24 protein-coding genes and 2 pseudogenes are annotated in these 25,762 nt (G+C 61.6%); 14 read left to right on the top strand and 12 right to left on the bottom strand.

Annotated features, from left to right (window positions below; all coding sequences use genetic code 11):
• Positions 1-43: 43 nt before the first annotated feature.
• The 3 genes from JTY93_RS06845 to cynR all read right to left on the bottom strand — a co-directional run bounded on the left by JTY93_RS06845 (position 44) and on the right by cynR (position 3,370).
• Positions 44-700, bottom strand: a complete 657-nt coding sequence (locus JTY93_RS06845) for a class I SAM-dependent methyltransferase (protein WP_205476252.1) — start codon at positions 698-700, stop codon at positions 44-46.
• A 98-nt stretch (positions 701-798) separates the two neighbouring features.
• A complete protein-coding gene (locus tag JTY93_RS06840) occupies positions 799-2,172 on the bottom strand; it encodes a glutamine synthetase family protein (protein WP_205476251.1) in 1,374 nt (457 codons plus the stop codon).
• A 286-nt stretch (positions 2,173-2,458) separates the two neighbouring features.
• Positions 2,459-3,370, bottom strand: a complete 912-nt coding sequence (cynR, locus tag JTY93_RS06835) for a transcriptional regulator CynR (RefSeq protein ID WP_205476250.1) — start codon at positions 3,368-3,370, stop codon at positions 2,459-2,461.
• A 112-nt stretch (positions 3,371-3,482) separates the two neighbouring features.
• On the opposite strand from cynR, the gene JTY93_RS06830 reads away from it, so the two are divergent.
• From JTY93_RS06830 to JTY93_RS06820, 3 genes are read left to right on the top strand one after another with little or no spacing between them, the layout of a single operon-like run.
• Complete coding sequence (locus tag JTY93_RS06830; protein ID WP_205476249.1) at positions 3,483-4,124, top strand: carbonic anhydrase; 642 nt, start codon at positions 3,483-3,485, stop codon at positions 4,122-4,124.
• A 28-nt stretch (positions 4,125-4,152) separates the two neighbouring features.
• Entirely contained in the window at positions 4,153-4,623 is a 471-nt protein-coding gene (cynS, locus tag JTY93_RS06825; protein ID WP_205476248.1) for a cyanase, read from the top strand.
• A gap of 55 nt (positions 4,624-4,678) precedes the next feature.
• Positions 4,679-5,521 carry a cache domain-containing protein gene (locus JTY93_RS06820; RefSeq protein WP_205476247.1) on the top strand — a complete coding sequence of 281 codons (843 nt, stop codon included), beginning with the start codon at positions 4,679-4,681 and terminating at the stop codon, positions 5,519-5,521.
• Between the two features lie 188 nt (positions 5,522-5,709).
• Here the strand turns inward: JTY93_RS06820 and JTY93_RS06815 are convergent.
• Both JTY93_RS06815 and pobA read right to left on the bottom strand, forming a co-directional pair.
• Positions 5,710-7,162, bottom strand: a pseudogene (locus tag JTY93_RS06815) (MDR family MFS transporter).
• 116 nt (positions 7,163-7,278) lie between these two features.
• Entirely contained in the window at positions 7,279-8,472 is a 1,194-nt protein-coding gene (pobA, locus tag JTY93_RS06810; RefSeq protein ID WP_205476246.1) for a 4-hydroxybenzoate 3-monooxygenase, read from the bottom strand.
• A gap of 179 nt (positions 8,473-8,651) precedes the next feature.
• Here pobA and JTY93_RS06805 point away from each other — a divergent pair, with 179 nt between their 5' ends.
• Complete coding sequence (locus JTY93_RS06805; RefSeq protein ID WP_205476245.1) at positions 8,652-9,566, top strand: helix-turn-helix domain-containing protein; 915 nt, start codon at positions 8,652-8,654, stop codon at positions 9,564-9,566.
• On the opposite strand, the gene JTY93_RS06800 is transcribed toward JTY93_RS06805, so the two are convergent.
• Together JTY93_RS06800 and JTY93_RS06795 are read right to left on the bottom strand one after the other, a co-directional pair.
• On the bottom strand, positions 9,540-9,713 hold the full coding sequence (locus JTY93_RS06800; RefSeq protein WP_169993488.1) for a hypothetical protein: 174 nt from the start codon (positions 9,711-9,713) through the stop codon (positions 9,540-9,542). The two genes, JTY93_RS06805 and JTY93_RS06800, sit on opposite strands and share 27 nt — an antisense overlap.
• Positions 9,714-9,812: 99 nt before the next feature.
• On the bottom strand, positions 9,813-10,718 hold the full coding sequence (locus JTY93_RS06795) for a LysR family transcriptional regulator (protein ID WP_205476244.1): 906 nt from the start codon (positions 10,716-10,718) through the stop codon (positions 9,813-9,815).
• A 113-nt stretch (positions 10,719-10,831) separates the two neighbouring features.
• On the opposite strand from JTY93_RS06795, the gene JTY93_RS06790 reads away from it, so the two are divergent.
• The 4 genes and pseudogenes from JTY93_RS06790 (at position 10,832) to JTY93_RS06775 (ending at position 15,054) form a co-directional block, all read left to right on the top strand.
• Complete coding sequence (locus JTY93_RS06790) at positions 10,832-11,698, top strand: MBL fold metallo-hydrolase (protein WP_205476243.1); 867 nt, start codon at positions 10,832-10,834, stop codon at positions 11,696-11,698.
• Between the two features lie 34 nt (positions 11,699-11,732).
• Positions 11,733-12,348: pseudogene (locus tag JTY93_RS06785) on the top strand (NAD(P)-dependent oxidoreductase).
• Positions 12,349-12,772: 424 nt separating this feature from the next.
• Positions 12,773-13,960 carry a cyanate transporter gene (locus tag JTY93_RS06780; RefSeq protein WP_205476241.1) on the top strand — a complete coding sequence of 396 codons (1,188 nt, stop codon included), beginning with the start codon at positions 12,773-12,775 and terminating at the stop codon, positions 13,958-13,960.
• A 137-nt stretch (positions 13,961-14,097) separates the two neighbouring features.
• A complete protein-coding gene (locus JTY93_RS06775; RefSeq protein ID WP_205476240.1) occupies positions 14,098-15,054 on the top strand; it encodes a LysR family transcriptional regulator in 957 nt (318 codons plus the stop codon).
• Positions 15,055-15,059: 5 nt separating this feature from the next.
• On the opposite strand, the gene JTY93_RS06770 is transcribed toward JTY93_RS06775, so the two are convergent.
• On the bottom strand, positions 15,060-15,962 hold the full coding sequence (locus JTY93_RS06770; protein WP_205476239.1) for a LysR substrate-binding domain-containing protein: 903 nt from the start codon (positions 15,960-15,962) through the stop codon (positions 15,060-15,062).
• Between the two features lie 130 nt (positions 15,963-16,092).
• Here JTY93_RS06770 and JTY93_RS06765 point away from each other — a divergent pair, with 130 nt between their 5' ends.
• Together JTY93_RS06765 and JTY93_RS06760 are read left to right on the top strand one after the other, a co-directional pair.
• Positions 16,093-16,284: a hypothetical protein gene (locus JTY93_RS06765; protein ID WP_169993503.1), complete on the top strand. Its 192-nt coding sequence runs from the start codon at positions 16,093-16,095 to the stop codon at positions 16,282-16,284.
• A gap of 33 nt (positions 16,285-16,317) precedes the next feature.
• Positions 16,318-16,710, top strand: a complete 393-nt coding sequence (locus tag JTY93_RS06760; RefSeq protein WP_169993506.1) for a VOC family protein — start codon at positions 16,318-16,320, stop codon at positions 16,708-16,710.
• Between the two features lie 17 nt (positions 16,711-16,727).
• Here the strand turns inward: JTY93_RS06760 and JTY93_RS06755 are convergent, their stop codons facing one another.
• A complete protein-coding gene (locus JTY93_RS06755; RefSeq protein WP_205476238.1) occupies positions 16,728-16,874 on the bottom strand; it encodes a hypothetical protein in 147 nt (48 codons plus the stop codon).
• Positions 16,875-17,040: 166 nt separating this feature from the next.
• Between JTY93_RS06755 and JTY93_RS06750 the strand changes: the two genes are divergently transcribed.
• On the top strand, positions 17,041-18,015 hold the full coding sequence (locus tag JTY93_RS06750; protein WP_205476237.1) for an NAD(P)H-dependent flavin oxidoreductase: 975 nt from the start codon (positions 17,041-17,043) through the stop codon (positions 18,013-18,015).
• Between the two features lie 791 nt (positions 18,016-18,806).
• On the opposite strand, the gene JTY93_RS06745 is transcribed toward JTY93_RS06750, so the two are convergent.
• The gene (locus JTY93_RS06745) at positions 18,807-19,337 is read right to left on the bottom strand and encodes a PadR family transcriptional regulator (protein ID WP_169993513.1); all 531 of its coding nucleotides are present in this window, start codon (positions 19,335-19,337) and stop codon (positions 18,807-18,809) included.
• Entirely contained in the window at positions 19,313-20,242 is a 930-nt protein-coding gene (locus tag JTY93_RS06740; RefSeq protein WP_205480017.1) for a LysR family transcriptional regulator, read from the bottom strand. Before JTY93_RS06740 ends, JTY93_RS06745 begins: the two co-directional genes overlap by 25 nt.
• Positions 20,243-20,359: 117 nt before the next feature.
• Here JTY93_RS06740 and JTY93_RS06735 point away from each other — a divergent pair, with 117 nt between their 5' ends.
• The 3 genes from JTY93_RS06735 to JTY93_RS06725 all read left to right on the top strand — a co-directional run bounded on the left by JTY93_RS06735 (position 20,360) and on the right by JTY93_RS06725 (position 24,163).
• Positions 20,360-21,160 carry an oxepin-CoA hydrolase, alternative type gene (locus JTY93_RS06735; protein ID WP_205480014.1) on the top strand — a complete coding sequence of 267 codons (801 nt, stop codon included), beginning with the start codon at positions 20,360-20,362 and terminating at the stop codon, positions 21,158-21,160.
• 129 nt (positions 21,161-21,289) lie between these two features.
• Complete coding sequence (locus tag JTY93_RS06730; protein WP_205480012.1) at positions 21,290-22,975, top strand: long-chain-fatty-acid--CoA ligase; 1,686 nt, start codon at positions 21,290-21,292, stop codon at positions 22,973-22,975.
• Between the two features lie 3 nt (positions 22,976-22,978).
• Entirely contained in the window at positions 22,979-24,163 is a 1,185-nt protein-coding gene (locus tag JTY93_RS06725; protein WP_205480003.1) for an acetyl-CoA C-acyltransferase, read from the top strand.
• A 395-nt stretch (positions 24,164-24,558) separates the two neighbouring features.
• Here JTY93_RS06725 and JTY93_RS06720 read toward each other — a convergent pair whose 3' ends face one another.
• Positions 24,559-25,761, bottom strand: coding sequence for a 3-oxoadipyl-CoA thiolase (locus JTY93_RS06720; protein ID WP_205480001.1), 1,203 nt, complete (start codon positions 25,759-25,761; stop codon positions 24,559-24,561).
• Position 25,762: the final 1 nt, after the last annotated feature.

Here is a 25,762-nt window from a genome sequence, read left to right as displayed (position 1 = left end):
GAAAACTCTGACAGGAGACCAAGAATAGTCCGACGTGTACGGCTTATCCTCTTTTACGCAGCACATAAACCCGCCACAAGGCCGAGCCGGGCATGAACTCTTGCTGGCTAAGCACAGTGAAGCCCGCCTGGCGGAACTCCGCTTCCACCTCGCTGCGATGGGCCGGCAAAGGTTGCCCGGTGCCTGCCGGGTGGCGTTCACGATGGCGGCTGTCGCTGTCTACCGAGACAATCACCGTGTCGCGGCTGACCCGGTGAAACTCGCGCAACAGCGCCAGTCGCGCGTCAGCTGTGGGGACGTGGCGAAACAATTCCAGGCAAAAAATGCAGTCCACCGCGTTGGCCGACAGGCCGATGGAAAATGCCGAGCCCTGAAAGGTCTTGATCCGCCGCAAAAATGCCGCGCCATGATGGCTCTGCGCATGATCGAGCATGGCCTGGGAAGCGTCCGAGGCCAGGATCACGCGGTTGCTGTGTTCGGCCAGCACCGGCCAGAAACGCCCCGCTCCGCAGGCCAGGTCCAGCACCAACCCGGGTTCCCCCGCCACTTTCAGGGCGTGGCGCACCAGCCGCTCATCGCGCCATAACCACAAGCGCCGCAGCAAACCGGGCGGGCGCGTGTCACCACAGACCCGAGCGTGGTCACGATCACAGCGCGCGGCGAATTCAGCCTCGATGGACGATAGGGGGGGTGGCGACATCACGGGACTCATGTAGATGAACCGGTCTCTACGGACACTGGAACTTGAGCTTAACCACCCCCGCGTGAAAAAAAGGTCGAAAGCGTCGCGGCGAATCATCACGCTTGATGCAGGTACCAGCGCCAGTCCTGCTCGCCCACTTCGCCCATGAACTGCCGGTACTCGGCCCGTTTGACCGCCAAGTACACACCGAGGAACTCCTGGCCGAACGCCTCACGCGCCCAGGCCGAACCTTCCAATGCGCGCAAGGTGGTCAGCCAATCGGTGGGCAGCAACTCCTTGGCCTGGGCATAACCGTTGCCCGTCACCGGCGCGCCGGGATCGCGCTGCTCGCGAATGCCTCGATGAATCCCCGCGAGAATGGCCGCCGCGGCCAGGTAAGGATTGGCATCGGCACCGCAGATGCGGTGTTCGATATGCCGCGAATACGCGGGCCCGCCTGGCACACGCAGGCTCACCGTGCGGTTGTCGACGCCCCAGGTGGCGGCCAGCGGCGCATAGCTGTTGCTCTGGAAGCGGCGGTAGGAGTTGGCGTTGGGACAAAACAGCAGCAAGCAGTCGAGCAAGGTGCTGAGCATCCCGCCGACTGCCTGGCGCAACAATGGCGTACCGTCGGGCGCCTCGCTGGCGAACAGGTTGTTGCCGTCGGCATCCGCCAGGCTGACATGCATGTGCATGCCCGTGCCGGCCAGGTCGTCGAACGGCTTGGCCATGAAACAGGCCGTCATCCCGTGCTTGTGGGCCACGCCCTTGACCAGGCGTTTGTAACGCACCGCCTCGTCCATCGCCTGCAATGCATCGCTGCGATGTTCCAGGGTGATCTCCACCTGGCCCGGAGCGTATTCGGAGATTGCCGTGCGCGCGGGGATGCCTTGCAGTTTGCAGGCGCTGTACAGGTCGGCCAGAAACGGCTCGATCTGCTCCAGTTCGCGCAGGCCATAGACCTGGGTCGAGCGCGGGCGAGCGCCATCCACATCCCGCGCCGGTTGCGGGCGGCCATGGCTGTCGGGCTTCTGGTCAAGCAAGTAGAACTCCAGTTCCGCCGCCATCACCGGGTAATAACCGTCGGCCTTGAGCCCGTCGATCACCCTGGACAATAAGTGCCGTGGATCGGCAACCGTCGCCGGCAGGCCTTCCTCGGGGTGCATGCTGACCTGCACCGCAGCCGTGGGAATCAAACGCCACGGCATGCGCTGCAAACTGCCGCTGATTGGGTAGGCACGGCAATCAATATCGCCCACCTCCCACACCAGGCCGGAGTTCTCGACGTCATCGCCATTGAGGGTCAGGCCCAGGATGGTACTGGGCAGCGGCCGACCGCTTGCATAGACCGCCAGCAGTTCATCACGGTGCAGCAACTTGCCCCGGGGCACGCCGTTGCTGTCGAGGATGAACAGTTCGAACATCTCGATATCGGGGTTTTGGTCAAGAAAGGATTGGGCTTCGTGCAGGTTGGCAAAGACGGTACTCATGGCAGCTCTCTTACGTTTGCGTCAGGCAGGCGCGCGCGACGGCACGCCCTGGATGGGGGCAATCAGCGTAAGGGCGTGGTGTCTGGCGGGCGGGCGTGGCGGCAGTGCCACAGCGCCCAAAAGGCCAGTTCAGAGGGCAGTGCATCAGCACCCAACCGACATACCGGGCAGCAGGGCGCAATGGCGCCAGGCGAGGCCTCGGGGTGAGCGTCGGGGGAACCGTCCATGCAGGGATCACAGTGAAGAGATAAGCGCCAGCCTCACACGCTGGGTTAAGCCCTTAAATTCAGTCTTGGTGGAGTTCACTCTCTGGATGACTAAACATTCGCCACCCACTCGCCAAGTCGACAAACGCCCGGCATGCCGCGCTGCGATAAGCGCCCTTGCGACTGAGCAGGGCCACCGTGCGCTGCGGCAACGGCGGGCGCAGTTGCACCGCGTGCAAGCCCTGCTGGGCCATGGCCACTTCGCGGGGCAGGATCGTCGCCAACTGGGTATGGCGAATAATTTCAATCACCGCACTGATCGAATTGGCCTGCATGGCAATCTGCGGCTTTATTTCCAGTGTCCGGCAATAGTCATCAATGTAACGTCTCGTCGCAAATCCGCTGTTCAACAGCACCAGGGGTTGCTGCTTGAAGTCAGCCAGCTTGAGCCACTGTTTGCGCTTCAAGGTTGGATGACTGGCGCTGACCACTACGCTCAACTCCTCGACAAACACCCCTTGGCATTCGATGTCTGGCATGTGCTCGCCGCTGAATCCAATGCCGATATCCAGCAGATCCTCGGTCAGCGCGCGCTCAAGCCGGTCCTGGGTCATTTCCTCGACGCTGACGGTGATCCCCGGATACTGCCGATAAAACTGGGCCAGCAGCGGCCCGATCAGGTACGCGGTGAATGTCGGGGTGATGGCCAGGCGTAAATTGCCGCGGCTCAGGTCCTGCACGTCATGCATAGCCCGGGTGCCCGCCTGCAGATCCTGCAGCGCCAGGCGGGCAAACCGCACATAGGCCTGACCCGCATCGGTCAGGTTGACACTGCGCCCGGAACGATCCAGCAGCGGTGCTCCCAGGCTCTCTTCGAGTTGCTTGATCTGTTGCGACAATGTCGGCTGCGACACATGCAACGCCTCGGCAGCCCGCGTGAAGTTACGGTGCTCGGCGACGGCCAGCAGGTAGCGGATATGACGTAGCAGCATGCAAAACACTCAAACTATAGGTATTACTTATAGAAACTATAATAAGCCGGTCTTGGACGCTATAGCCAAAGACTTCCATCCTTGCCCCATCAGCGACGCAAGGAGAAACACCATGCAGCATCTCATCGACGGCTTGCGCAAGTTCCAGAGCGAAGCCTTCAGCCAGCGCAGTGACCTGTTCAAGCAACTGGCAACCACGCAAACCCCCAGCACGCTGTTTATTTCCTGCTCCGACAGCCGTGTAGTCCCGGAGTTGTTGACCCAGCAGGAACCAGGCGATCTGTTTGTGATCCGCAACGCCGGCAATATCGTGCCGTCCTACGGCCCGGAGCCGGGCGGGGTCTCGGCCACGGTCGAATATGCGGTGGCCGTGCTGGGAGTCAGCGATATCGTGATTTGCGGCCATTCCGACTGCGGAGCCATGACAGCCATTTCCACCTGCAAATGCCTGGATCACTTGCCCGCCGTGGCCAACTGGTTGCGCCATGCCGAGTCGGCCAAGGTGATCAATGCCGCACGCACCCATGCCTCTGATGCGGAGCGACTGGACGCCCTGGTACGGGAAAACGTGGTCGCACAATTGGCCAACCTCAAGACTCATCCCAGCGTCGCCCTGGCGCTGGAACAGGGCCGGCTGAATCTGCATGGCTGGGTCTACGATATCGAAAGCGGCTGCATCAACGCTTTGGATGGCCGCACCGCTCGCTTTGTATCCCTGCTGGACAATCCACAGACCCGCGCACACGCCGCCTGAACCTTATTTAACCGAAGAGGAAGTCATCATGCTGCAATCCCAATTGTCCCAAACCCCACGCTTGGCCCTGGCCGACACTGTGATTGATATCAAGGCTCGCAAGAACCTGTCCTGGCAGGACCTCACCGACGGCACCGGTCTGAGCCTGGCGTTCGTCACCGCTGCTCTGCTTGGGCAACACCCGCTGCCCAAGAACGCAGCCGATGTGGTGTGCGCCAAACTGGGCCTGGACGCGGACGCCAGCCGTTTGCTGCAAAGCGTGCCTCTGCGCGGCAGCATCCCCGGTGGCGTTCCGACGGACCCGACCGTGTACCGTTTCTATGAAATGCTGCAGGTCTATGGCTCAACCCTCAAAGCCCTGGTCCACGAGCAGTTTGGCGATGGCATCATCAGCGCCATCAACTTCAAGCTGGACATCAAAAAGGTCGAAGACCCGGACGGCGGCTCCCGCGCGGTCATTACCCTGGACGGAAAATACCTGCCGACCCAGCCGTTCTAATCCCCGGACAACCGTCTACGCTCTTGGGACATTCACAAGAACGAGGGACGGGTCAATGAAGGGAATGCTCCGCGCCACCTGGCTGCTGCTGTTGTTGTGTGTCAGCCAGGCCCACGCCGCTACCGCCCAGGAACAGGACGCCCAAGCCGCCAAGGCGCTGCTGGAGAAGGCTCTGGCTTATTACCACGACAACGGTGACAAGGCCTTCGCCGCCTTCAGCCGCCAGGGCGAGTTTGTCGACAAGGATCGCTATGTGTTCGTGGTCGATACCAAGGGCGTGCTGCTGGCCAGTGGCGGCCCGTCATCGGCGCTGATCGGGCGCGACGTGTCCGAAGTGCTCGGGCCGGACCTGCGCCAGTCCTTCAAGGAGGCGCTGAAAATCCCGGAAGGCAATGGCATCCAACAGGCTGAGTACCGCTGGCAGAACTGGAACGATGGCAAGGTGGAACGCAAACATGTGTTCTACCAGCGCATCGGCCAGCACATCCTGGCCGTCGGCTATTACCTGCCCCGCGCCACACCCGAACAGGCCAAGGCCCTGCGGGACAAGGCGGTCAAGGATCTGGAGAAAAACGAAGCGGGCACACTGAAGGCAATCAACGCGCTGCAAGGCGGCTTTCTGCAGGACGACTTGTATGTATTTGTGGTCGATCTGGATACCGGGCGCTACGTGGCCCATGGCACCAACCTGCGCCTGATCAACACCGACTTTGCCAAGGTCAAAGACCCGGACGGCAAGCCCGTGGGCGAACCGATCCTTCAATTGATGAAGGAACAGGATCAGGGGGAATACCAGTACCGCTGGAAAAACCCGGTGACCGGCAAGGTGGAAGACAAGCATGCCTACCTGCGCAAGAGCGGGCATTTTCTGGTGGCGGTGGGTTACTACAGCCCATAAAACACCCGCGCCAAACCATCCCTGTGGAGAGGGGGCTTGTCCCCCGTTGGGCTGCGCAGCAGCCCCAATAAGATCACTGAGTTCTATCAGATAGACCGAGGTGATTACTTTTGGGGCTGCTGCGCAGCCCAACGGGGGACAAGCCCCCTCGCCACAGGGCGGGGTTTTAAATGAGCATAATCACGGGCTTATCGCGCCTTGTCCTCACGCCCACGCAACAGTTGGTTGGGCATGGCAATCGCCGCCGCCAGCCCCAGCAGCGACACCGCCGCGCTGACCATCAATAAATGCCGGAACGTACTCAGCAACTCCCCACGCAAGGCATCCTGCGCAGGCCCCGGTGCCGCATTGAGGCCATCGAGCAGGACACTGCCGGAACTGCCTTCAGCCATCATCGAGCCACTGGCCAGATGGGCAAAGCTCGAATCTTGCAACAACGCCAGGAGCAAGGCCGACATGCATGCCACGCCAACCGCGCCGCCCAAGGAGCGGAACAGGTTGGTGGTGCTGGTGGCGACGCCAATGTCGTGTTGGGCCACCGAGTTTTGCGTGCCCACCAGGGACGTCGGGAACTGCATGCCCGAGGCAATGCCACTGAGCACCATGAACAGGCTGCTCAGGATCAGAGACTGGGGCGCGCTGAAGGCCATGCCGAGGATCGCTATCGGCGTGAGCACTGCCCCGGCAAGGATCATCGGTTTATAGCGCCCCGTCACCGAGGTCATGCGCCCGGCGAAGAACGCGCCCATGGGTAAGCCAATCGCCAAAGGCAGCAGGTGCAGGGCGGCGCTGTCGGCACCGGCGCCGGTGACGCTCTGGTAGCGCAGGGGCATCAGCACGATCAGCGAGATGGCCTGGAAGCTGGTAAAGAAAATCGTACACCAGCACAGCACCGCGCTGCGATTGGCGAACAGGTGCATGGGCAATAACGGCTCCCGTGCCCGGCGCTCGTGCCAGACAAATAGCGTCAACGCCACCAGGGCACAGGCGAGCAGGCCCAGCACTTGATCATCGCGCCAATGATGGCCCTGGCCGATTTCGGTGATGCCCAGCAACAGTGCGGTCAGGCCCACGATCATCAGCAACGTGCCGAGGTAATCGATGATCGGCTTGCGCTGTGGCACCGGCAGCCCCACCAGGGTGCGATGGGCCACCCACCAGGCGCCCGCGCCCAATGGCAGGTTGCAAGAACACCCAGCGCCACGACAGGTACTCGGTCATATAGCCGCCCAGCACCGGCCCGGCTACGCTGGCGACCGCGTACATGCTGCTGAAATAACCCTGATAACGCCCGCGCTCGCGAGGCGGGATTATGTCGCCGATGATCGCCTGGCTCACCGAAATCATCCCGCCCGCGCCAATGCCCTGGAGGATGCGCGCCAGCACCAGTTGTTCCATGCTTTGCGCCATGCCACAAAACAGTGAGGCGACGGTGAACAGGCCCATGCCGATCAGCATCATGGGCCGGCGCCCATACAGGTCGCCGAGTTTGCCGTAGATCGGCACCGCCACCGTCATCGCCACCATGTAGCCGGAGATGACCCAGGCCAACAGGTTGACGTCGTTGAACTGGGCGGAAATGGCCGGCATCGACACAGCCACGATGGTCTGGTCCAGGGCACCGAGGAAAATCGCCAGCATCAGCGCGGCGAGGACACTGCGTACGGAAGGTGTGGGTTGAGTCACGACAGAACCTGCAGGCAAGGCCACGGGAAAAGAGGCCCACGGCAATGCCCGTCATGTTACTCGATAGCTGGCTATTCGATAGCCTCGTAAGGGAGTCCGACGTAATTTTCTGCAATGGTTCTGCGCCCGGCCTCAGACTCGACAAAGTACTCCAGCTCACTCTGGGCGATACGTTGGCTAAAGCCATCGGCCTCGGGAAACTGGTGCAGCATCGAGGTCATCCACCAGGAAAACCGTTCGGCCTTCCAGATCCGGCGCAGGCAGATCTGTGAGTATTTCTCCAGCAGTTCCAAACGCCCTTCCCGGTACACCTTGCACAGGATCGTGAACAGGGTGCTGACATCGCTGGCCGCCAGGTTCAGACCCTTGGCCCCGGTGGGCGGCACGATGTGGGCGGCGTCCCCCAGCAGGAACAGGCGCCCGTACTGCATGGGCTCCACCACGAAACTGCGCAGCGGGGCGATGCTCTTTTCGATCGACGGCCCGGTGACCAATTGCGCGGCCAGATCCGTGGGTAAGCGCGCCTTGAGTTCATCCCAGAAGCGCTGGTCGGACCACGCGTCAATCGACTCCTCGGCCGGCACTTGCAGGTAATAGCGACTGCGGCTGGACGAACGCATGCTGCACAGGGCAAAGCCGCGCGGGTGCTTGGCGTATACCAATTCGTCGTGGACCGGCGGGGTGTCGGCAAGAATGCCCAGCCAGCCGAAGGGGTAAACCCGCTCGAAGGTCTTGAGCACGTCGTCGGGGATCGACTGGCGCGCCACGCCGTGGAAACCATCGCAACCGGCTATGTAGTCACAGTCCACGCGTACCTGCTGGCCTTGATGCTCGAAGGTCAGCCAGGGCCGTTCGCCCTTGAGGTCGTGGGGTTGGACGTTGCGTGCTTCATAGAAAGTGATGGCGCCGGCCTGTTCGCGAGCGGCCATCAGGTCGCGGGTGACTTCGGTCTGGCCGTAGATCATCACGGTCTTGCCGCCGGTCAAAGATTTCAGGTCGATGTGTTGCAAACGCCCATTCAGCACCAGCTCGAAGCCTTCATGCACCAGGCCCTCGGCGTCCATCCGCTGGCTGACGCCCGCCTGGCGCAACAGGTCGACCATGCCCTGCTCCAGTACCCCGGCGCGAATCCGCCCCAGTACATAGTCCGGGGCCTGACGCTCAAGAATCAGGGTTTCAATGCCGGCGTTGTGCAGCAACTGGCCGAGCAGCAGCCCCGAAGGACCGGCGCCGATGATGGCGATTTGAGTTTTTAGCGTTTTCATTATTTTTATGGCCCGCCCGCTTCCCCCGAACGTAACCGGTGAAAGCGTTGTCAGTGGTTTTGGTACTGGCATTTTTCCCTTGAGTGACCGCCACAAGAAGGTGAAAACTGAGCCAAAGCCTGCGCTTTTCGCCAATCGGGGCGATTACCGCACCACTGTCCTGAGTATCGGATAAAAATATGACCAAAAATGCCAGTCCCGCGATTCCAGTGTTCAAACTCTACGGGGAAAGCCAACAGTGGCCGACCCCGGACTTGCTGCACTGTGAAACCATCTCCCGGCGCAGCCGTGAGTACCAGTGGGAGATCCAACCCCACCGGCATGCGGACCTGTGCCAATTGCTCTACGTGTACAAGGGCCAGGCGCAACTGGAGATCGAAGGCCAGCGCACGACGCTGACGCAGTCGACCCTGCAAGTGCTACCGCCGCTGTGTGTGCATGGGTTTCGGTTTGCCGAAGATGTCGAAGGCTTTGTGGTGACACTGGCCGCGCCACTGGTGGCGCACCTGCAAGGCCAGTTGGGTTCGACGGTGGACGGTTTGAGCACCCTGGGCAGTTACGCGGCGGGCCAGGACAGTGACTATCTCAATAGCCTGTTTACTCGGCTGCAACACGAATACAACGATGACTTCCCGGCCCGGGACATGATGATGCATGCCCTGGTCAGCGTGTTACTGGTGTGGATCAGTCGCCAGGCCATCCAGCGCCGCCATCCTCGGGCACCACGGGGCCGTGAGTATTTCCGGCGTTTCACCCAGTTGGTGGAGCAGCACTACCGCGAACACCCGAAAATCGAAGACTTGGCGCACAAGCTGGGGATCTCGGTGTCGCACCTCAACGGCACCTGCCGCGAACTGGGCGGGCAGCCGGCCTTGCAGATCATGCATGACCGCCAATTGCTGGAGGCCAAGCGCCTGCTGACGTACACCAGCATGACCATCAATGAAATGTCGGATGTGCTGGGGTTTTCTGATCCGACCAACTTTTCGCGCCTGTTCCGACGCCGCGTGGGGTTTTCACCCAAGGCGTTTCGCGAACAACTGAACGCGGCGCCTACCGATGGCGTTTCAGCGCAGAGCGCTCAACGTCGCTGAGTAGGTGCATTGCCCATGGTTGCAGGTCGCAGCCATGCCCGGTTGCTGACGGGCCTGTTCGGCGCGGTAGGCAGCGGTGCCGTAGAGGGCTGTGGCGAAGGCGCACAGGGCAAAGATCATCAGGTACTTTCTGGTTTTGATCGTCATGGCATTAACCTCCGGACAGATCAAGAAGGTGCTGTATTGAGCATAGGTCAGCCAGGGCGAGTTGCCAGTATTGACGGGTATTCAGGCGCCTTATCGGGCCTACAGCCCCGCATCCCATTGCGGCTCGGGCGGGAAGCGCAATACCAGAAAATCCAGGAGGCTGCGCAAGGCCTGGGGCATGTGCTTGCGCGAGGCGTATACCGCGTACATGTTCATCTGCCGGGGCTCGGCATGGGGCAGCAGGCGGATCAGTTGACCGCTGCGGATGTAATCGCCGGCCTGATAGGTCGGCAACATCGCCACCCCTGCCCCGGCCAGTGTCAGCCGTAGCAAGGTGCTGGCTTCATTGGCGCTGATATTGCCGTGCACCGGCACCGACACCGGTTCGCCATCCTCCTCGAAATGCCACAGGCTTTTACCGAAGTAGGAATGGGTCAGGCAGTTGTGCCCCGCCAGTTCCTCTACCCGCTGGGGCTGCGGGTGTTCCTGCAGATACGCCGGCGAAGCGCAGATCACCGAGCGGCATACGGTCAACTGACGGGCAATCAGGTTGGGATCCAGGTCATTGCTGGTGCGGATCGCCAGGTCGATACGCTCATCCACCAGGTTCACCGTGCGATCGAGCATCTGCAGGTCAATGCTGACCAACGGGTAACGCTTGACGTATTCGGCCATCGCCTCGGCCAACTGCGCCTGGCCAAACGAGGTGCTGACGCTCAGGCGCACCAGGCCACGGGGGGCGTCGTCCGGTTCGCTGACGGCGGCCTGCATGTCGCAGGACAATTCCAGCATCTGCCGGCAGCGTGGCAGGGTTTCACTGCCAGCGGCGGTCAGGCTGAGCTTGCGGGTGGTGCGGTGCATCAGGCGAGCGCCGACCCAGTCCTCCAGCTCCGCCAGATAACGCGACACGACAGGGCGCGACAGGTCCAGATGATCGGCAGCGGCAGATTGGCTGCCCAGGTCGACCACGGTGACAAACACCCGCATTGCTTGAAGACGATCCATGATTTGCCCGATTTCAGAAACAAACTATGTTCCAGCATCGCATTTTTTGCTGCGTTCAGTGCAACTAAGCTCTGTCCATCGCCTGCCAAGGCACCCCTGACCTGGACCCGAACATGCTCACCACCCTCAAGCGCTTTGTATTGGCCACTACCGTTCTCGGCTTTGCCGCCCACGCCGTCGCCGCCGACCTCACCCTCGACGTTTACAACCCGGGCGAATCGGCGATCTTCCCCGTCAGCTCGGTGCTGGTCAGCGGCGAGAAAGACGCGATCCTGGTGGACGCGCAGTTCGGCAAAGGCCAGGCCGAGCAACTGGTACAGAAGATCCGCGCCAGCGGCAAACAACTGACCACCATCTACATCAGCCATGGCGACCCGGACTACTACTTCGGCCTCGACACCCTGGCCAGCGCGTTCCCACAAGCCAAGATCCTTGCGCCGCAACCGGTGGTCGATCATATCAAGGCCACCGTTGCCGGAAAGATCGAATACTGGGGCCCGAAAATGGGCGCCGACAAGCCGGCCAAAACCATTATTCCCCAAGTCCTCGAAGGCCATAGCCTGACGCTTGAAGGGCAACCACTGGAAGTGATCGGCCTGGACGGCCCGCAGCCGGATCGTAGTTTTGTCTGGATCCCATCGATCAAGGCCGTGGTCGGCGGCGTGGTGGTCTCGCAAAACATCCACCTGTGGATGGCCGACACCCAGGGCGCGAAATCCCACGCCGATTGGCTGGGCACCCTGCAACGCATCGAAAAACTCAAACCGGTCACCGTGGTACCCGGTCACTACCTGGGCACACCTACGGCCAAATCTGTCGCCTTCACAGCCGAGTACATCAAGGCATTCGACGTAGAGACCGCCAAGGCCAAGGATTCCACCGCACTGATCGCCGCCATGAAAAAACGCTACCCGCAACTGGCCGATGAAAGCTCCCTGGAGCTGAGTGCCAAAGTCGCCAAGGGCGAAATGAAGTGGTGAATTGATCCAACCCTTACCCACCCTGGAGAACGTCATGAGCAAGATTGCAATCATTGGTGCCACCGGCCGTGCCGGTAGCCAACTGCTGGAAGAAGCCCTGCGTCGCGGTCACACGGTCACGGCCATTGCCCGTAACACGGGCGCTATCGCAGCGCGCCCCGGCCTGACCGTCAAACAGGCTGACGCACTGGACGCCCACGCCCTGCAACAGGCCATCAGCGGCAGTGATGTGGTGATCAGCGCCGCACACTTCGCCACCCCTGCCCGCGGCCGCTGTGATCGGGCCGGTCAAACAGGCCGGGGTGAAGCGTCTGCTGGTGGTGGGCGGTGCGGGTTCGCTGCTGTTGCCGGGCGGCGGGCGGGTCATCGACAGCGAAGGCTTCCCTGCCGAATACAAGGCCGAGGCCAGTGCGGGTGCGGCGTTCCTCGACACCTTGCGCCAGGAAAAGACGCTGGACTGGACCTTTCTTTCGCCCTCGGCGGAGTTTGTCGAGACTGAGCGCACCGGCACGTTCCGCCTGGGCCAGGACGACCTGCTGGTGAGCAGCGAAGGCCGTAGCTGGATCAGCTTTGCCGACTTCGCCATTGCGTTGATCGATGAAGTGGAAATACCGAAACATTCGCGCCAGCGTTTCACCGTAGGCTACTAAACACACACCCTGTGGCGAGCGGGCTTGCCCCGCGCGGGGCTGCGCAGCAGCCCCACAACCAGTCTCTGCGCAATACCTGATTGGGGGCGCTCCGCGCCCCAACGCGGGGCAAGCCCTAATGCCGTTCAGTTAAGCGGATTCTGCTTTCTGTAGGAGCGAGGGGGACGCCTAGTTCTGCTCGCGAAGGACGTCAACGATAACGCGTGTTTGCTAGGTAAACGTGGCGCTCTCAAGTTCTTCGCGAGCAAGCTCGCTCCTACAAAAAGGCTTAACTGAACGGCATTAGGGCAAGCCCGCTCGCCACAGGTCAGGTGTGCATTCGACAAAGCGGCGCCTGTTTTTTCAATAGCGCCTGCGACTTTCTCATTTGCCCCCCGCCCTGGGCGGCCGCCTAATAGCGACCTTGTCCGCTCAAGGTCCGCCCATGGAAAACGTCCACGCCAAACCCACCACCGCCCTCTGGCTGATGCTCAGCGTTGTGCTGGTGGCCCTGAACCTGCGCCCCTCCATGGCGGCGGTCGGGCCTTTGTTATCGTCGATTCGCGGCGATGTGCCCCTGAGTTTCAGCACCGCTTCGTTGTTGACCATGCTGCCGGTGATGGCGATGGGCTTGGCGATGTTCTTTGGCATCGGCTTGGGCAAACGACTGGGTGAGCATCGCAGTATCGTGCTGTCGCTGGTGGTGATTGGCCTCGCCACCCTGTCGCGGCTGTTTCTCGACTCTGCGGCCGAATTGATCCTCAGCGCCATTGCCGCCGGCGTGGGCATTGCGTTGATCCAGGCGTTGATGCCCGCCCTGATCAAGTCGCACTTTCGCGACAACGTTTCGTTGTTCATGGGCCTGTATGTCACCGCGATCATGGGCGGTGCGGCATTGGCGGCGTCATTCTCGCCATTCATCCAGGTGCAGACCGGCAGTTGGCGCATCGGCCTGGCAATCTGGGCGGTGCTTGCGGTATTGGCACTGCTGTTCTGGTACGCCCAGCGCGCGGCATTGCCACCCCTGCCCCCAGCCGGCGCGGGCCCACAGGAGTCATTTTTCGGTAATCGCCGCGCGTGGTTGCTGGCGATTTTCTTCGGTCTCGGTACCGCTTCCTACACCTGCGTACTGGCGTGGCTGGCGCCGTACTACGTCGAGCAGGGCTGGAGCGAACAGAACGCCGGCCTGCTGCTGGGTTTCCTGACGGCCATGGAAGTGGTCTCCGGGCTGATCACCCCGGCCATCGCCAACCGGCGGCAGGACAAGCGCAGCGTGGTTGCCGTGTTGCTGGTGCTGATCATCGCAGGCTTCTGTGGCCTGATCCTTTCGCCGCAGCACCTCACATTACTGTGGCCATGCCTGCTGGGCCTGGGCATTGGCGGGCTGTTTCCGATGAGCCTGATCCTGTCCCTTGACCATCTGGACAACCCACGCCGCGCCGGTGGCCTGACGGCATTCGTGCAGGGTATCGGCTACCTGATTGCTGGTGTATCGCCGCTGATTGCCGGGATGATCCGCGACCAACTGGGCAGTTTCGAATGGGCCTGGTGGTCACTCACCGCCGTGGTGGTGGTGATGTTATTGATCGTCCTGCGCTTCGACCCACGCCACTATGCACGGCATATCCGCTAGGGCGTCGTGTTCCAAACAGTATCTGTCCCACAATGAACATAGAAAGGTCCGACAGACCTTTCTATTGGGACGAGCGTTCCGTTAACATTTTGTCTTGTTTGCGCTGCGGTTGCGCAACAGACTCACGGACGGAACGAATGCTAAACAGCAACTTGCTTAGAAAGCTCGATATGCAGGATCTGATGGTGTTTGTCGCTGTGTATGAGCAAAGCAGCGTCACCGATGTGTCCGAAACCCTGTTTGTCAGCCAGTCCACCGTCAGTTACAGCCTCAAGAAGCTGCGCACCAGCTTTGAGGACGACCTGTTTATCAATACCCGCGCCGGCATGCGCCCGACCTACAAGGCCAGCACCATGTATGGCCATGTGCAGAAAATCCTCGAAAGCATCAACCTCTGCCATGCAGGCGCGCAGACGTTCGACCCCAAGCAAAAAGCCGTCACCTTCAACCTTTGTGCGCCCGAGTACTTCGAGCAACTGATCCTGCCCAGATTGTTGAAACACTTCGATCATGCCGACCTGCCGGTGATCGTCAACGTGCAGAAGCTGGAAACCGAGATTCCCATCGAAGCGCTGCGTGACGGGCGCCTGGACCTGGTGATCTGCTTCGGCCCGCACTTTCATCGCGAGCACAAAGACCTGAGGACCCAGATGCTGCTGGAGGACGATCTGGTCTGCGTCTTCGACAAACGCGCCGCCCCCCGGGAGCCGGCATTCAGCTTGCAATCCTTTGTGGCCCGACGCCATGTGTTCCCTACGCCCTGGACCTCAGACACCAACATGATCGACGGCTGGCTGGCCCGCCAGGCCCACAAGCGTCAGGTCATTGCCCGGGCCAACAGCTACAGCGCAGCGCTGAAGATGATTGCCGGCACCGACTTCATCGTCACCCTGCCCCGGCGCGTGCAACAGTTGCTGGCCGTGGCGCCGCAGTTTAGCCACTGCGAAGCACCCAACGGCCTGCCGGGATTTACCCTGGATATGCAGTGGAACGACGCCAGCGAGCAGGAAAGCGCCAACCTGTGGTTTCGGGAGCAGGTGGCCACGGCAGCGGCAAGCCTCAAGCTGGAAGCGGCAACACAAGCCCATGCGTGACGTTCTCAGCCCCTCATAAAGGCTTCCAGCCTTGAGCGCATCCAGCGTTCGGCGGGGTCGCTGTCAACGTGACTGAGCCAGACCATGGACAGGTCCAGTGTCGGCGTGTCGAACGGGAACGGCTCGCAAAACAGGTTGCCCGCCGCCGCCATGGCCTGGGCCGCATAGTCCGGCAGGCTGGCGATCATATCGGTGCCGGCCAGCAATGCCGGCAAGGAGCTGTATTGCGGCACGGATAACACCACGTGCCGCTTGCGACCAATTTCCGCCAGCCACTCATCGGCAAAACCGGCGACGTTGGCGGTGTGAGACACCAGCACATGGGGCCGTGAGCAGTATTCATCGAGGGTCAGCGGTTGGTCCGAGGCATCGGCGCGCAGCACGCTGGGGCGGATATGGCGCAACAACTTGCGCTTGGCATTGGCCGGCAGACCGCGAGTCTGGGTGATGCCGACGGTAATATCGCCCGATGCCAGCAAATCCGGGATGCGCCAGTAATCCACATGCTGCACCACAAATACCACCTGTGGCGCTTCGGTGCGCAGGGCACGCAGCAGCGGCGGCAACAGGCCGAACTCCACGTCATCGGACAGGCCGATGCGAAAGGTCATGGTGCTGACAGACGGGTCGAAATCATGGGTAAGACTCAACGCCGCCGACAGCGAGTCCAGGGCCGGCGACAGATGCAGGATAAGTTCCTCGGCCCGCGCCGTGGGTTCCATGCGATGGCCGACGCGGATAAACAGCGGGTCGTTGAACAACGTGCGCAGGCGATTGAGGGCCGCGCTGATCGTCGGCTGGCCGAGAAACAGCTTCTCTGCCGCGCGTGTCACGTTGCGCTCGAGCATCAGCGTTTCAAAGACCACCATCAGATTGATATCGGCCTTGCGTAATTCATTGCGATTCATGGCACGCGCACCACAGCCCAAGACAGTCGGCAGTTTAGGAACACAGCGAGCCCTGCGTCTATGTGCAGACTATCCAAGCCAAGGGTTTGAGACTATAAATCAGCTTCTTACGGCAACCGAGAACATCACCGTGCTGGTCATTCTTGTCCTGGCTGTTCTGATGGCCGGGATGTGCATCTGGTCCATCAAGTTCATCGCCCACCCCACCGCCCGGACACTGTTGCGGGTATTTGTCGGGTTATGCCTGGCCGCGATCGTTGCGTACCTGGTGCTCGCGTCGGGGTTTCCTACGGCCTTGCTGGTATCGGCAGGCACTCTTTAATTGCCATCTCACTCAAGCATGGAGCGCTTAACCATGAAATTCGCCTACACCATCGTCTACGTCCCGGACGTCGCCGCGTCCCTGCAATTTTTTGAAGACGCCTTCGGTTTCAGCCGTCGTTTCCTGCATGAATCAGGCACCTATGGCGAGCTGGAAACGGGCGGCACGACCTTGTCCTTCGCGGCCCATGAGCTGGGGGACATGAATTTTCGCGGCGGGCACGTGGCAGCCCACAGCTCGAAACAACCACTGGGCATGGAGTTGGGGTTCGTCACCGATGACGTGCCGGCCGCCCACGCCAAGGCGCTAAGCGCCGGTGCAAGCGAACTGACGGCGCCAAGCAGCAAGCCCTGGGGCCAGGTGGTGTCGTATGTGCGTTGCCCGGATGGAACGCTGGTGGAACTGTGTACGCCGATCCAAAACTGACACGCACCCGGCAGCCGTCAGGGTTTCAGCGGACGTTCCTGATCGCGCTCGGACAGTTCCGTACCGTCGTCCGGGTGCTTCCAGGTCTGTGGTTTCTCTTCCTCACGACGCTGCCGGGCGCGCTCCTGCTGCGTCTCGTCGTGTGGCTTGGGTTCATTGGTCATACCTATCTCCCGTCCTTAAGAATGAGTCCCGCCAAGCAAGCATAGAACAGCAAACACATTTGTTGCGGGTAATGGCCGGACAACTATGCAACTGGTTGCATATTAAAATTCAGCCTGCTAATTTCTCGTCGCCGGGTACCCGACACCCGATCCGATTGGAGCCGCCATGACTCTCCCCGCTGTGTTGCAAGGCCGTCTTTCGATTCCAGTGGTGTGTTCGCCGCTGTTTATTATTTCCAGCCCGCAGCTGGTAATCGCCCAGTGCAAGGCGGGCGTGGTGGGTTCGTTCCCGGCGCTGAATGCACGGCCGGCACCGGTGCTGGAGGAGTGGCTCAAGCAAATCACCACCGAGTTGGCCGCGTACGATGCCCTGCATCCGGACAAGCCCTCTGCGCCGTTTGCGGTCAACCAGATCGTGCACAAGTCCAATGATCGCCTCGAACACGACCTGGCCCTGTGCGCCAAGTACAAAGTCCCGATCATCATCACCTCCCTGGGTGCGCGGGTGGATGTGAATGACGCGGTGCACGCCTACGGCGGCATCGTGCTGCACGACGTGATCAACAATACCTTCGCCAAAAAAGCCATCGAGAAAGGCGCCGACGGCCTGATTGCCGTGGCAGCAGGTGCTGGTGGCCATGCGGGGAAGATTTCGCCCTTTGCGCTTATCCAGGAAATTCGTGAATGGTTCGACGGCCCGCTGCTGCTTTCGGGGGCTATTTCACACGGCAACGGGATACTTGCCGCACAGGCGGCAGGGGCTGACCTGGCCTACATAGGCTCGGCATTTATCGCCACTGAAGAAGCCCATGCCCAGGCGGCCTACAAACAAATGATTGTCGAAAGCTCGGCCGATGACATTGTCTACTCCAACCTGTTTACCGGCGTGCATGGCAACTACCTGCGTCAAAGCATCGCCAACAGCGGCCTGGACCCGGATGAACTGCCGGTGTCCGACCCCTCGAAAATGAACTTCGGCACCGGTGACGGAGCCAAGGCCAAGGCATGGAAAGATATCTGGGGGGCCGGCCAAGGCGTCGGCGCGGTCAAGTCGGTACTCCCTGCCAGCAAGCTGATCGAGCGGCTCAAGGGCGAGTATCAAGCCTCACGTAAACGCCTGGACCTCAGCGCTACTCATTAAAGGCCCAAGAGCTGTCGAGCCCCGGCGAGGCTGCGAAAGCGGTGGGTCAGGCGACATCTTCAGTGGCTGGGCTGCCGCCATCGCAGCCTCGCTAAAGCTCGACAGCTCCCACAGGGATTGGCGGCGGGTCCGGGATTTCAGGTTGGATGAAGATCAAGTGTGGGAGCTGTCGAGCCCTGGCGAGGCTGCGAAAGCGGTGGGTCAGGTGGACTCTTTGTTAGCTGTGCTGCCGCCTTCGCAGCCTCGCTAAAGCTCGACAGCTCCCACAGGGGATTGGTGGTGGGGCCGGGATTTCAGTCTGGATGAAGATCAAGTGTGGGAGCTGTCGAGCCCCGGCGAGGCTGCGAAAGCGGTGGAGCAGGCGACATCTTCAGTGGCTGGACTGCCGCCATCGCAGCCTCGCTAAAGCTCGACAGCTCCCACAGGGATTGGTGGTGGGGCCGGGGTTTCAGTCTGGATGAAGATCAAGTGTGGGAGCTGTCGAGCCCTGGCGAGGCTGCGAAAGCGGTGGGTCAGGTGGACTCTTTGTTAGCTGTGCTGCCGCCATCGCAGCCTCGCTAAAGCTCGACAGCTCCCACAGGGGATTGGCGGCGGGTCCGGGATTTCAGGCTGGATGAAGATCAAGTGTGGGAGCTGTCGAGCCCTGGCGAGGCTGCGAAAGCGGTGGAGCAGGCGACATCTTCAGTGGCTGGACTGCCGCCATCGCAGCCTCGCTAAAGCTCGACAGCTCCCACAGGGATTGGTGGTGGGGCGGGGATTTCAGTTTGGGGGAAGTCGACCCCTGCCTGGCCTCAAGCCTCAATCAATGGCAGTAACTCGTCCGCCCAGGCCAGCCAGCTTTCTTCGATCATGATTCCGCGCCGCAGCACCACGTATTGCAGGCGCTGTGCGCGGGTCAACGATGCAGATGAAAAGTCGCGCTGCTCGATCTGCCGATACGTCTCAAGCAGTGCCTGGTGTTGCTTGATCAGGCGCAGCACTTCCTCACGCAGGCCCAACGGCCCGATTACCGCCTCGGCACGTAGCTTGATCAGCAGTGCCTGGTTCTGGTCCCCCGAGTCTTGCGGTTCGGCGGCCCAACGCCGCAGTTCTTCGCGCCCCGCAGGCAGCACCTGGTAGGTTTTTTTGCGCCGCTTGTCGGCCTCGGGGCAGTCCTGGGCCATGAGCCAGCCGGCAGTGACCATACGCCCCAGTTCGCGATAGATCTGCTGATGGGTGGCTTGCCAGAAGTACCCCATGGAGCGGTCGAACCGATTGGCCAACTCATACCCCGTCGAGGGTTTTTCCAGGAGCGAGGTCAGGAGTGCGTGTTGGATGGACATGGGGCGCAGTCTATCTCCGTGGTTCTGGCCCGGGCGAGCATGAAGTCGATGAAAGTTGATGTCGCGCGGGTGTGATGGTGATCAGGCATGTAGAGCATATACATGTTGGTGCCGAAGATGCTCAGCCGCCAGGCGTCCAGTGCGGTCACCAGCGTGCCCTGGCGTACGTCGTCCTGCACCAGGTAGTCCGGCACCAGCCCTACGCCCAGCCCGGCCAATACCGCTTGGCGCAGAAACAGGAAGTTCTCTGAAATCAGCGTGGGCTCCAGCAGTACCTCATGGCGCTCATCGTCCAGGTATGCCGCAACGCGCAACTGTCGGCCGACCACCGCCGCGGTAATCAGCGGCGTGGTGCGCAAGTCGCTCAGTTGTCCGGGCACGCCATGTTCCCGGGCATAGGCCGCCGATACACAGGCCACATAACGCAACACGCCCATGTCCCGCGCCACCAGGTTTTGCGGCGGCTCGGACATGACCCGTACTGCGATATCCACTTCATCGCGCATCAGGTCTTCGACGCGATTTTCGAACATCACATCCAGCACGATCCCCGGGTACAGCCGCTTGAAGTCGAGCAGCCAGTCGGCCATCACCCATTGGCCATAACCGCTGGGCACACTCACCCGCACCCTGCCCTGCAGGCTCTGCCCCAGCGACGAGATCGACTCTTGCGCCGCCATTAGTTCATTGCGAATCGCTCGCCCGTGCTCATACAGGCGCAGACCGATCTCGGTCGGCTCAATGCGCCGCGTCGTGCGCCGCACCAGTTGCAAACCGATGGACTGCTCCAGGCGGCTGAGGTGGTAGCTGATATTGGCCCGGCTGACTTTGAGTCGCCGTGCGGCCTCGCTGAGGTTGCCCGCATCGATGATTTCGACCAGCAAGGTAAGCGACTTGAGGTCCATGGGGATCACTGTCAAAGAATTTTGAACAGCCTGTCAATCAGGGCTGTGATTGTCAACGAAGCCTTGCATTCCGATAATCCTTCGGATAATCCGCCGCTGAGCACAACAGGTGAAACCATGCGTGAACCGATTCTTGTGGGCCGTGAAGGCGCTGTCCTGGTGCTGTCCAATAACAACCCCGCTGCACGTAATGCGCTCACCCCCGAGTTCTATGCAGCATTGCCCCAGGCCCTGGCCCAGGCCGAGGCGGATCCGGCCATTGGCGCCGTGGTGCTGACCGGGGTTGGCGGCCACTTTTGCGCCGGCGGCGATCTGCAGCGCCTGGCATTACGCCGGGCCATGACGCCAGCAGCGCGACGGGTCAATCTTGAAGGCCTGCATGACCTGATCCGTGCGATCCAAAATTGCAGCAAGCCGGTGATTGCCGCCGTCGAAGGCGCCGCCGCCGGGGCCGGCCTGTCGATTGCGTTGGCTTGCGACATGCTGGTGGTTGCGCGTAACGCTTCGTTTTCGGTGGCCTACGTCAAGGTCGGCCTCACTCCAGATGGTGGCGCCACGGCGTTCCTCGCCGAGTTTGTCTCGCGCCAGGTGCTGACGCAGCTGTGCCTGACAGGTGAGCGTATCAGCGGTGAGCGCTTGCATGCCTTGGGCGCGGTCAATGTGCTGACCGAACCCGGCGACGCGCTCCCCGCAGCCATCACCCTGGCAAGCCGAGTTGGCGCAGGCCCACAGCGAGCCATGGCGCGAATCAAGACCCTGTGCCGCCAGGCCAGCAGCACGACCCTGGAACAGCAGTTGGAGTTGGAGGCCAGCCATATGGTGGTGTCCATGGGGGACGATGAGGCCGCCGAGGGCATTGCAGCCTTCTTCGACAAACGCCCCGCAGACTTCGAGGGCTTACGAATAGCCGATCAATAGTTCCGCATAGCGAAACATGATTCCATATATTTGACATCCAAGCGCATTGCATGCAAATCTCCAGCGAGATGGCACTGCCATGCCGCACGCATATCGATTAACCCAGACTCATAACAATAGGGTTTTAGAATGTTCAACCGTCACCTGCCCCATTGGCCGGAGGGTGCGCCCCACCACCTGACACTGCCGGATACCAGCCTGTTCTGTAACCTGGAAATCTCTGCCCGGCGTTATCCGCAAAAGACCGCGATCATTTACTACGACACCCTCATCAGCTACGCCCAGTTGCTCGATGAGGTCGAGCGATTGGCCGGGTATTTCCAATCCCAGGGGATCAAGCGCGGCGACCGGGTCCTGCTGTTCATGCAGAACTCGCCGCAATTCATCATCACCTACTACGCCGCCCTGCGCGCCGATGCCATGGTGGTACCGCTCAACCCCATGAGCCGCGCCAGCGAACTGGAACACTACCTGCACGATACGGACGGCGAGATCGTCGTCTGCGCCCAGGATCTCGCGCCGTTTGTCACGCCGCTGCTCGGCCGCTTCAAGCTGCGCCACGTGCTGACCACGGCTTACTCCGAGTACCTGCGCACGCCCACCGACCTGCCCCTGCCGCCCGAGCTGCTGGCCCCGGTTGAAACAGCAACAGTGCCGGGGGTGACGCGCTGGCAGGCAGCCCTCGATTGCGGGCAACGCCCCGGCCCACACCTGAGTGGCGCCGACGATCACTGTGTGATGCCTTACAGCTCAGGCACCACCGGCGTGCCCAAGGGCTGCCTGCATACCCATGGGTCAGTGATGGCGACGACGGTGCACCGCCAGGCCTGGACCAACCGCAATTGCGAAGACGTGGTGCTGACCACCCTGCCGCTGTTCCATGTCGCCGGTATGCAATCGTCGATGAACGGGCCGATTTTCAGTGGCGCCTGTGTGGTGCTCATGACCCGCTGGAACCGTGAAGTCGCCGCACAGTTAATGCAGCGTTATCGCGTCAGCAACTGGTCCAATATCGTCACCATGGCCGTAGATTTCCTGACCCAGGACGGGCTCGACCGCTATGACCTGTCGAGCCTCAACTACATTGGCGGCGGCGGCGCGGCGATGCCCGGCCCGGTCAAGGACAAGCTCAAGCAGTCGCTGGGCCTGGACTACATCGAAGGTTACGGCATGACCGAAACCATGGCCGCGACCCATATGAACCCCAAGGCGCGCAGCAAATCCCAATGCCTGGGCATTCCGGCGTTCGACGTAGACTCGCGCGTGATCGACAGCACCACCGGCCTGGAGCTGGCGCCCCACGAAGTGGGCGAAATTGTCTGCCGCGGCCCGCAGGTGTTCAAAGGCTACTGGCGACTCCCGCAGGACACCGAAAAAGCCTTTATCGAACTGGAAGGTAAACGTTTCCTACGTACCGGCGACCTCGGTTACTACGATGAAGACGGCTACTTCTTCATGGTCGACCGCATCAAACGCATGATCAACGCTTCCGGCTACAAGGTCTGGCCTTCGGAAGTCGAAAGCCTGATGTACCGCCATCCGGCGATCAAGCAGTGCTGCGTCATCTCCTCCCCCGACGCACGCCGAGGGGAAGCGGTCAAAGCCCTGGTGACCCTGCACCCCGGACAACAGGACACCACGGCCAGCGACATCATCGAGTGGTGCAAGGCCAACATGTCGGCCTACAAAGTCCCGGTCACCATTGAGTTTCGCGAGCATCTGCCGCAATCCGGTACCGGCAAACTGCTCTGGCGCCAATTGCAGGATGAAGAATGGGCCGCCCACACCCCCACCGTTACTGGCACAGGAAGCTGATTGATGTCTGACGCCGTTATTGTCTCCACCGCGCGCACCGCCCTGGGCAAATCCTACCGGGGCGCCCTGAACAACACCCACAGCATCGACCTGGCCGGGCATGTGATCCAACAGGCCGTGGCCCGTGCCGGGATTGATCCGGGGCTGATTGAAGATGTGATCCTGGGTGCGACGTTCCAGGAAGGCGCCCAGGGCAAGAACATGGCACGCCTGGCAGCCATTCGTGGCGGGTTGCCTACCACCACCGCGGGTTTGTCGATCAACCGCTTTTGCAGCTCGGGGCTGCAAGCCATCGCGCTTGCGGCGCAGCGTATCGTGTCGGAGAAAGTCCCGGCGATGATCGCCGGCGGCGTGGAATCCATCAGCCTGCTGCAAAACGACAAGCTCAGTAGCTATCGCAGTCAGAACCCTTGGCTGCTGGAGCACAAACCCGAGCTTTACCTGTCGATGATCGAAACCGCCGACATCGTTGCCCATCGCTACAACATCAGCCGCCAGGCCCAGGACGAATACGCCCTGCTCAGCCAACAGCGCACCGCCGCCGCCCAGGCTGCCGGTTTGTTTGATGCCGAGATTGTCCCTTTCACCACGCAAATGCTGGTCAAGGACAAACACAGCGGCGAGGTCAGCGAGCAGCCCGTCACCCTCACCCAGGACGAATGCAACCGCCCCTCCACCACCCTGCAAAACCTGGCCCTGCTGGAGCCGGTGCGCGGTGCCGGGCAGTTCATCACGGCGGGCAATGCCAGCCAATTGTCCGATGGGGCATCGGTGTGCCTGGTCATGGACAGCCTCTACGCCGAACGCAATAACCTCGAACCGCTTGGGATTTTCCGCGGCTTTGCCGTAGCCGGTTGCGAGCCGGACGAAATGGGGATTGGCCCGGTCTACGCCATCCCGCGCCTGCTCAAGCGCAACGGCCTGAAGATCGACGATATCGACTTGTGGGAGCTCAACGAAGCCTTCGCCTCGCAGGTGATTTACTGCCGGGAAAAGCTCGGCATTCCCCTGGAGAAGATGAACGTCAACGGCGGCTCCATCTCCATCGGCCACCCTTATGGCGTCACCGGCTCACGCCTGACCGGCCATGCCCTGATCGAAGGCAAACGACGCGGCGCCAGGTATGTGGTGGTGACCATGTGCATCGGCGGCGGGCAAGGGGCTGCGGGGTTGTTCGAGGTGGTCTGACGCAGAACCAGCGTGCGAAGCGGCATCTGTGTGGGAACGGGCTTGCTCGCGAAAGCGGTGGGTCAGTCAAAATCTATTTTTCTGACCCGCCGCCTTCGCGGGCAAGCCCACTCCCACAAGGGATCTGTGCCAGGCGCAGAGTCTTGGGCACACCCCCCATCACATGCGGGAGCTGGCTTGCCTGGGATAACCATAGGTCTGAAACTGACGACCTACCCTGTGGCGAGCGGGCTTGCCCCGCGCTGGGCTGCGTAGCAGCCCCACTCCAGGCACCGCGGTTGTTTCAGACATACCGAGCCGGCAGGTTTTGGGGCGGCTCCGCCACCCAGCGCGGGCGATGCGGCGTTCCGACAAGCCCGCTCGCCACAACAAGTCCGCATTTGCATGCAGTGGTTTCAGTCAAGCCGCTCGATCACGCAAGCAATGCCCTGACCAATCCCGATGCACAGGCTCACCAACGCGTAGCGCCCTTGTTGGCGCTCCAGGCTGCGCAAGGCCGTCAGGGCCAAGCGGGCACCGGAGGCGCCCAGCGGGTGGCCAATGGCGATGGCACCGCCCTGGGCATTCAAGCGTGGGTCGTCAAAGGCCAGGCCCAACTCCTTGGCGCACCCCAGTACCTGGGTGGCGAAGGCTTCATTGATTTCAATCACATCCATATCCGCCAGGCTGAGCCCGGCTCGCGCCAGGACCTTGCGAATCGCCGGTACCGGCCCCAGGCCCATCACCCGTGGCGCAACACCCGCGACCGCACCGGCCACGATCCGTGCCCGTGGCTTGAGCCCGTGACGCTCACCGATAGCGCGGTTGCCCATAATCAGCGCCGCCGCGCCATCGTTGATCCCCGAGGCATTACCTGCCGTGACCACGCCACCCTCGAACAGCGCCCCCAGACGGGAGAGCGCTGGCTCATCGGTGCTCGGCCGTGGGTGCTCATCGGCGACCACCGCCTTGGGCGGCAGCTTGCGCCCTTGGGGGACCAAGACCTGCAGCAGTTCCTCCTCGTAAAAGCCCTCGGCCAGCGCCTTGGCATACAACGCCTGGCTGCGCGCCGCGAATGCATCACTGTCGCCACGGCTGATGCCCAGATCGTGCGCAATGTTATCGGCGGTCTGCGGCATGCTGTCGGCGCCGAATTCAGCCTCGATACGCGGGTTGGGAAAACGCGCACCGATGCTGCTGTCGAAGACCTGGAACGCCCGGGAAAACGCCGCCTCACTCTTGCCGACGACAAACGGCGCACGACTCATGCTCTCGGTGCCGCCGGCGATAAACAGCTGGCCTTCATCGCACCGGATCATCCGACTCACATCCAGCACCGCCGCCAGCCCCGAGCCGCACAAGCGGTTGACCGTCAAACCACCGGTGGTCAATGGCAACCCCGCGAGCAATGCCGCATTGCGGGCAACGTTGCGCGCATCTTCACCGGCCTGGCAGGCACAGCCCGCCACGACGTCTTCATAGTCCTGGGCAGCGAACGGGCTACGCGCCACCAAGGCGCGGATGACCTCACCCAGCAAGTCATCGGGGCGCACGCTGGCCAAGGCGCCGGCGCTGCGGCCAAAAGGTGTACGCAGGCCATCATAGATATAAGCGGACATG

Source organism: Pseudomonas hygromyciniae (genome assembly GCF_016925675.1).
Classification (GTDB): Bacteria; Pseudomonadota; Gammaproteobacteria; order Pseudomonadales; family Pseudomonadaceae; genus Aquipseudomonas; species Aquipseudomonas hygromyciniae.
Note: the sequence above shows the minus strand (reverse complement) of the source record. Positions and strands in the feature narration are given on the sequence as shown.

What these genes read in the sequence shown, in the direction of transcription:
- JTY93_RS06795 (WP_205476244.1), bottom strand. Translation starts at nt 10,718, where the DNA reads ATGGATCGTCTTCAAGCAATGCGGGTGTTTGTCACCGTGGTCGACCTG.
- JTY93_RS06740 (WP_205480017.1), bottom strand. Translation starts at nt 20,242, where the DNA reads ATGGACCTCAAGTCGCTTACCTTGCTGGTCGAAATCATCGATGCGGGC.
- JTY93_RS06725 (WP_205480003.1), top strand. Translation starts at nt 22,979, where the DNA reads ATGTCTGACGCCGTTATTGTCTCCACCGCGCGCACCGCCCTGGGCAAA.
- JTY93_RS06750 (WP_205476237.1), top strand. Translation starts at nt 17,041, where the DNA reads ATGACTCTCCCCGCTGTGTTGCAAGGCCGTCTTTCGATTCCAGTGGTG.
- JTY93_RS06840 (WP_205476251.1), bottom strand. Translation starts at nt 2,172, where the DNA reads ATGAGTACCGTCTTTGCCAACCTGCACGAAGCCCAATCCTTTCTTGAC.
- JTY93_RS06770 (WP_205476239.1), bottom strand. Translation starts at nt 15,962, where the DNA reads ATGAATCGCAATGAATTACGCAAGGCCGATATCAATCTGATGGTGGTC.
- JTY93_RS06775 (WP_205476240.1), top strand. Translation starts at nt 14,098, where the DNA reads ATGCTAAACAGCAACTTGCTTAGAAAGCTCGATATGCAGGATCTGATG.
- JTY93_RS06845 (WP_205476252.1), bottom strand. Translation starts at nt 700, where the DNA reads ATGTCGCCACCCCCCCTATCGTCCATCGAGGCTGAATTCGCCGCGCGC.
- JTY93_RS06800 (WP_169993488.1), bottom strand. Translation starts at nt 9,713, where the DNA reads ATGACGATCAAAACCAGAAAGTACCTGATGATCTTTGCCCTGTGCGCC.
- pobA (WP_205476246.1), bottom strand. Translation starts at nt 8,472, where the DNA reads ATGAAAACGCTAAAAACTCAAATCGCCATCATCGGCGCCGGTCCTTCG.
- cynS (WP_205476248.1), top strand. Translation starts at nt 4,153, where the DNA reads ATGCTGCAATCCCAATTGTCCCAAACCCCACGCTTGGCCCTGGCCGAC.
- JTY93_RS06745 (WP_169993513.1), bottom strand. Translation starts at nt 19,337, where the DNA reads ATGTCCATCCAACACGCACTCCTGACCTCGCTCCTGGAAAAACCCTCG.
- JTY93_RS06830 (WP_205476249.1), top strand. Translation starts at nt 3,483, where the DNA reads ATGCAGCATCTCATCGACGGCTTGCGCAAGTTCCAGAGCGAAGCCTTC.
- cynR (WP_205476250.1), bottom strand. Translation starts at nt 3,370, where the DNA reads ATGCTGCTACGTCATATCCGCTACCTGCTGGCCGTCGCCGAGCACCGT.
- JTY93_RS06730 (WP_205480012.1), top strand. Translation starts at nt 21,290, where the DNA reads ATGTTCAACCGTCACCTGCCCCATTGGCCGGAGGGTGCGCCCCACCAC.
- JTY93_RS06760 (WP_169993506.1), top strand. Translation starts at nt 16,318, where the DNA reads ATGAAATTCGCCTACACCATCGTCTACGTCCCGGACGTCGCCGCGTCC.
- JTY93_RS06735 (WP_205480014.1), top strand. Translation starts at nt 20,360, where the DNA reads ATGCGTGAACCGATTCTTGTGGGCCGTGAAGGCGCTGTCCTGGTGCTG.
- JTY93_RS06790 (WP_205476243.1), top strand. Translation starts at nt 10,832, where the DNA reads ATGCTCACCACCCTCAAGCGCTTTGTATTGGCCACTACCGTTCTCGGC.
- JTY93_RS06720 (WP_205480001.1), bottom strand. Translation starts at nt 25,761, where the DNA reads ATGTCCGCTTATATCTATGATGGCCTGCGTACACCTTTTGGCCGCAGC.
- JTY93_RS06820 (WP_205476247.1), top strand. Translation starts at nt 4,679, where the DNA reads ATGAAGGGAATGCTCCGCGCCACCTGGCTGCTGCTGTTGTTGTGTGTC.
- JTY93_RS06755 (WP_205476238.1), bottom strand. Translation starts at nt 16,874, where the DNA reads ATGACCAATGAACCCAAGCCACACGACGAGACGCAGCAGGAGCGCGCC.
- JTY93_RS06805 (WP_205476245.1), top strand. Translation starts at nt 8,652, where the DNA reads ATGACCAAAAATGCCAGTCCCGCGATTCCAGTGTTCAAACTCTACGGG.
- JTY93_RS06780 (WP_205476241.1), top strand. Translation starts at nt 12,773, where the DNA reads ATGGAAAACGTCCACGCCAAACCCACCACCGCCCTCTGGCTGATGCTC.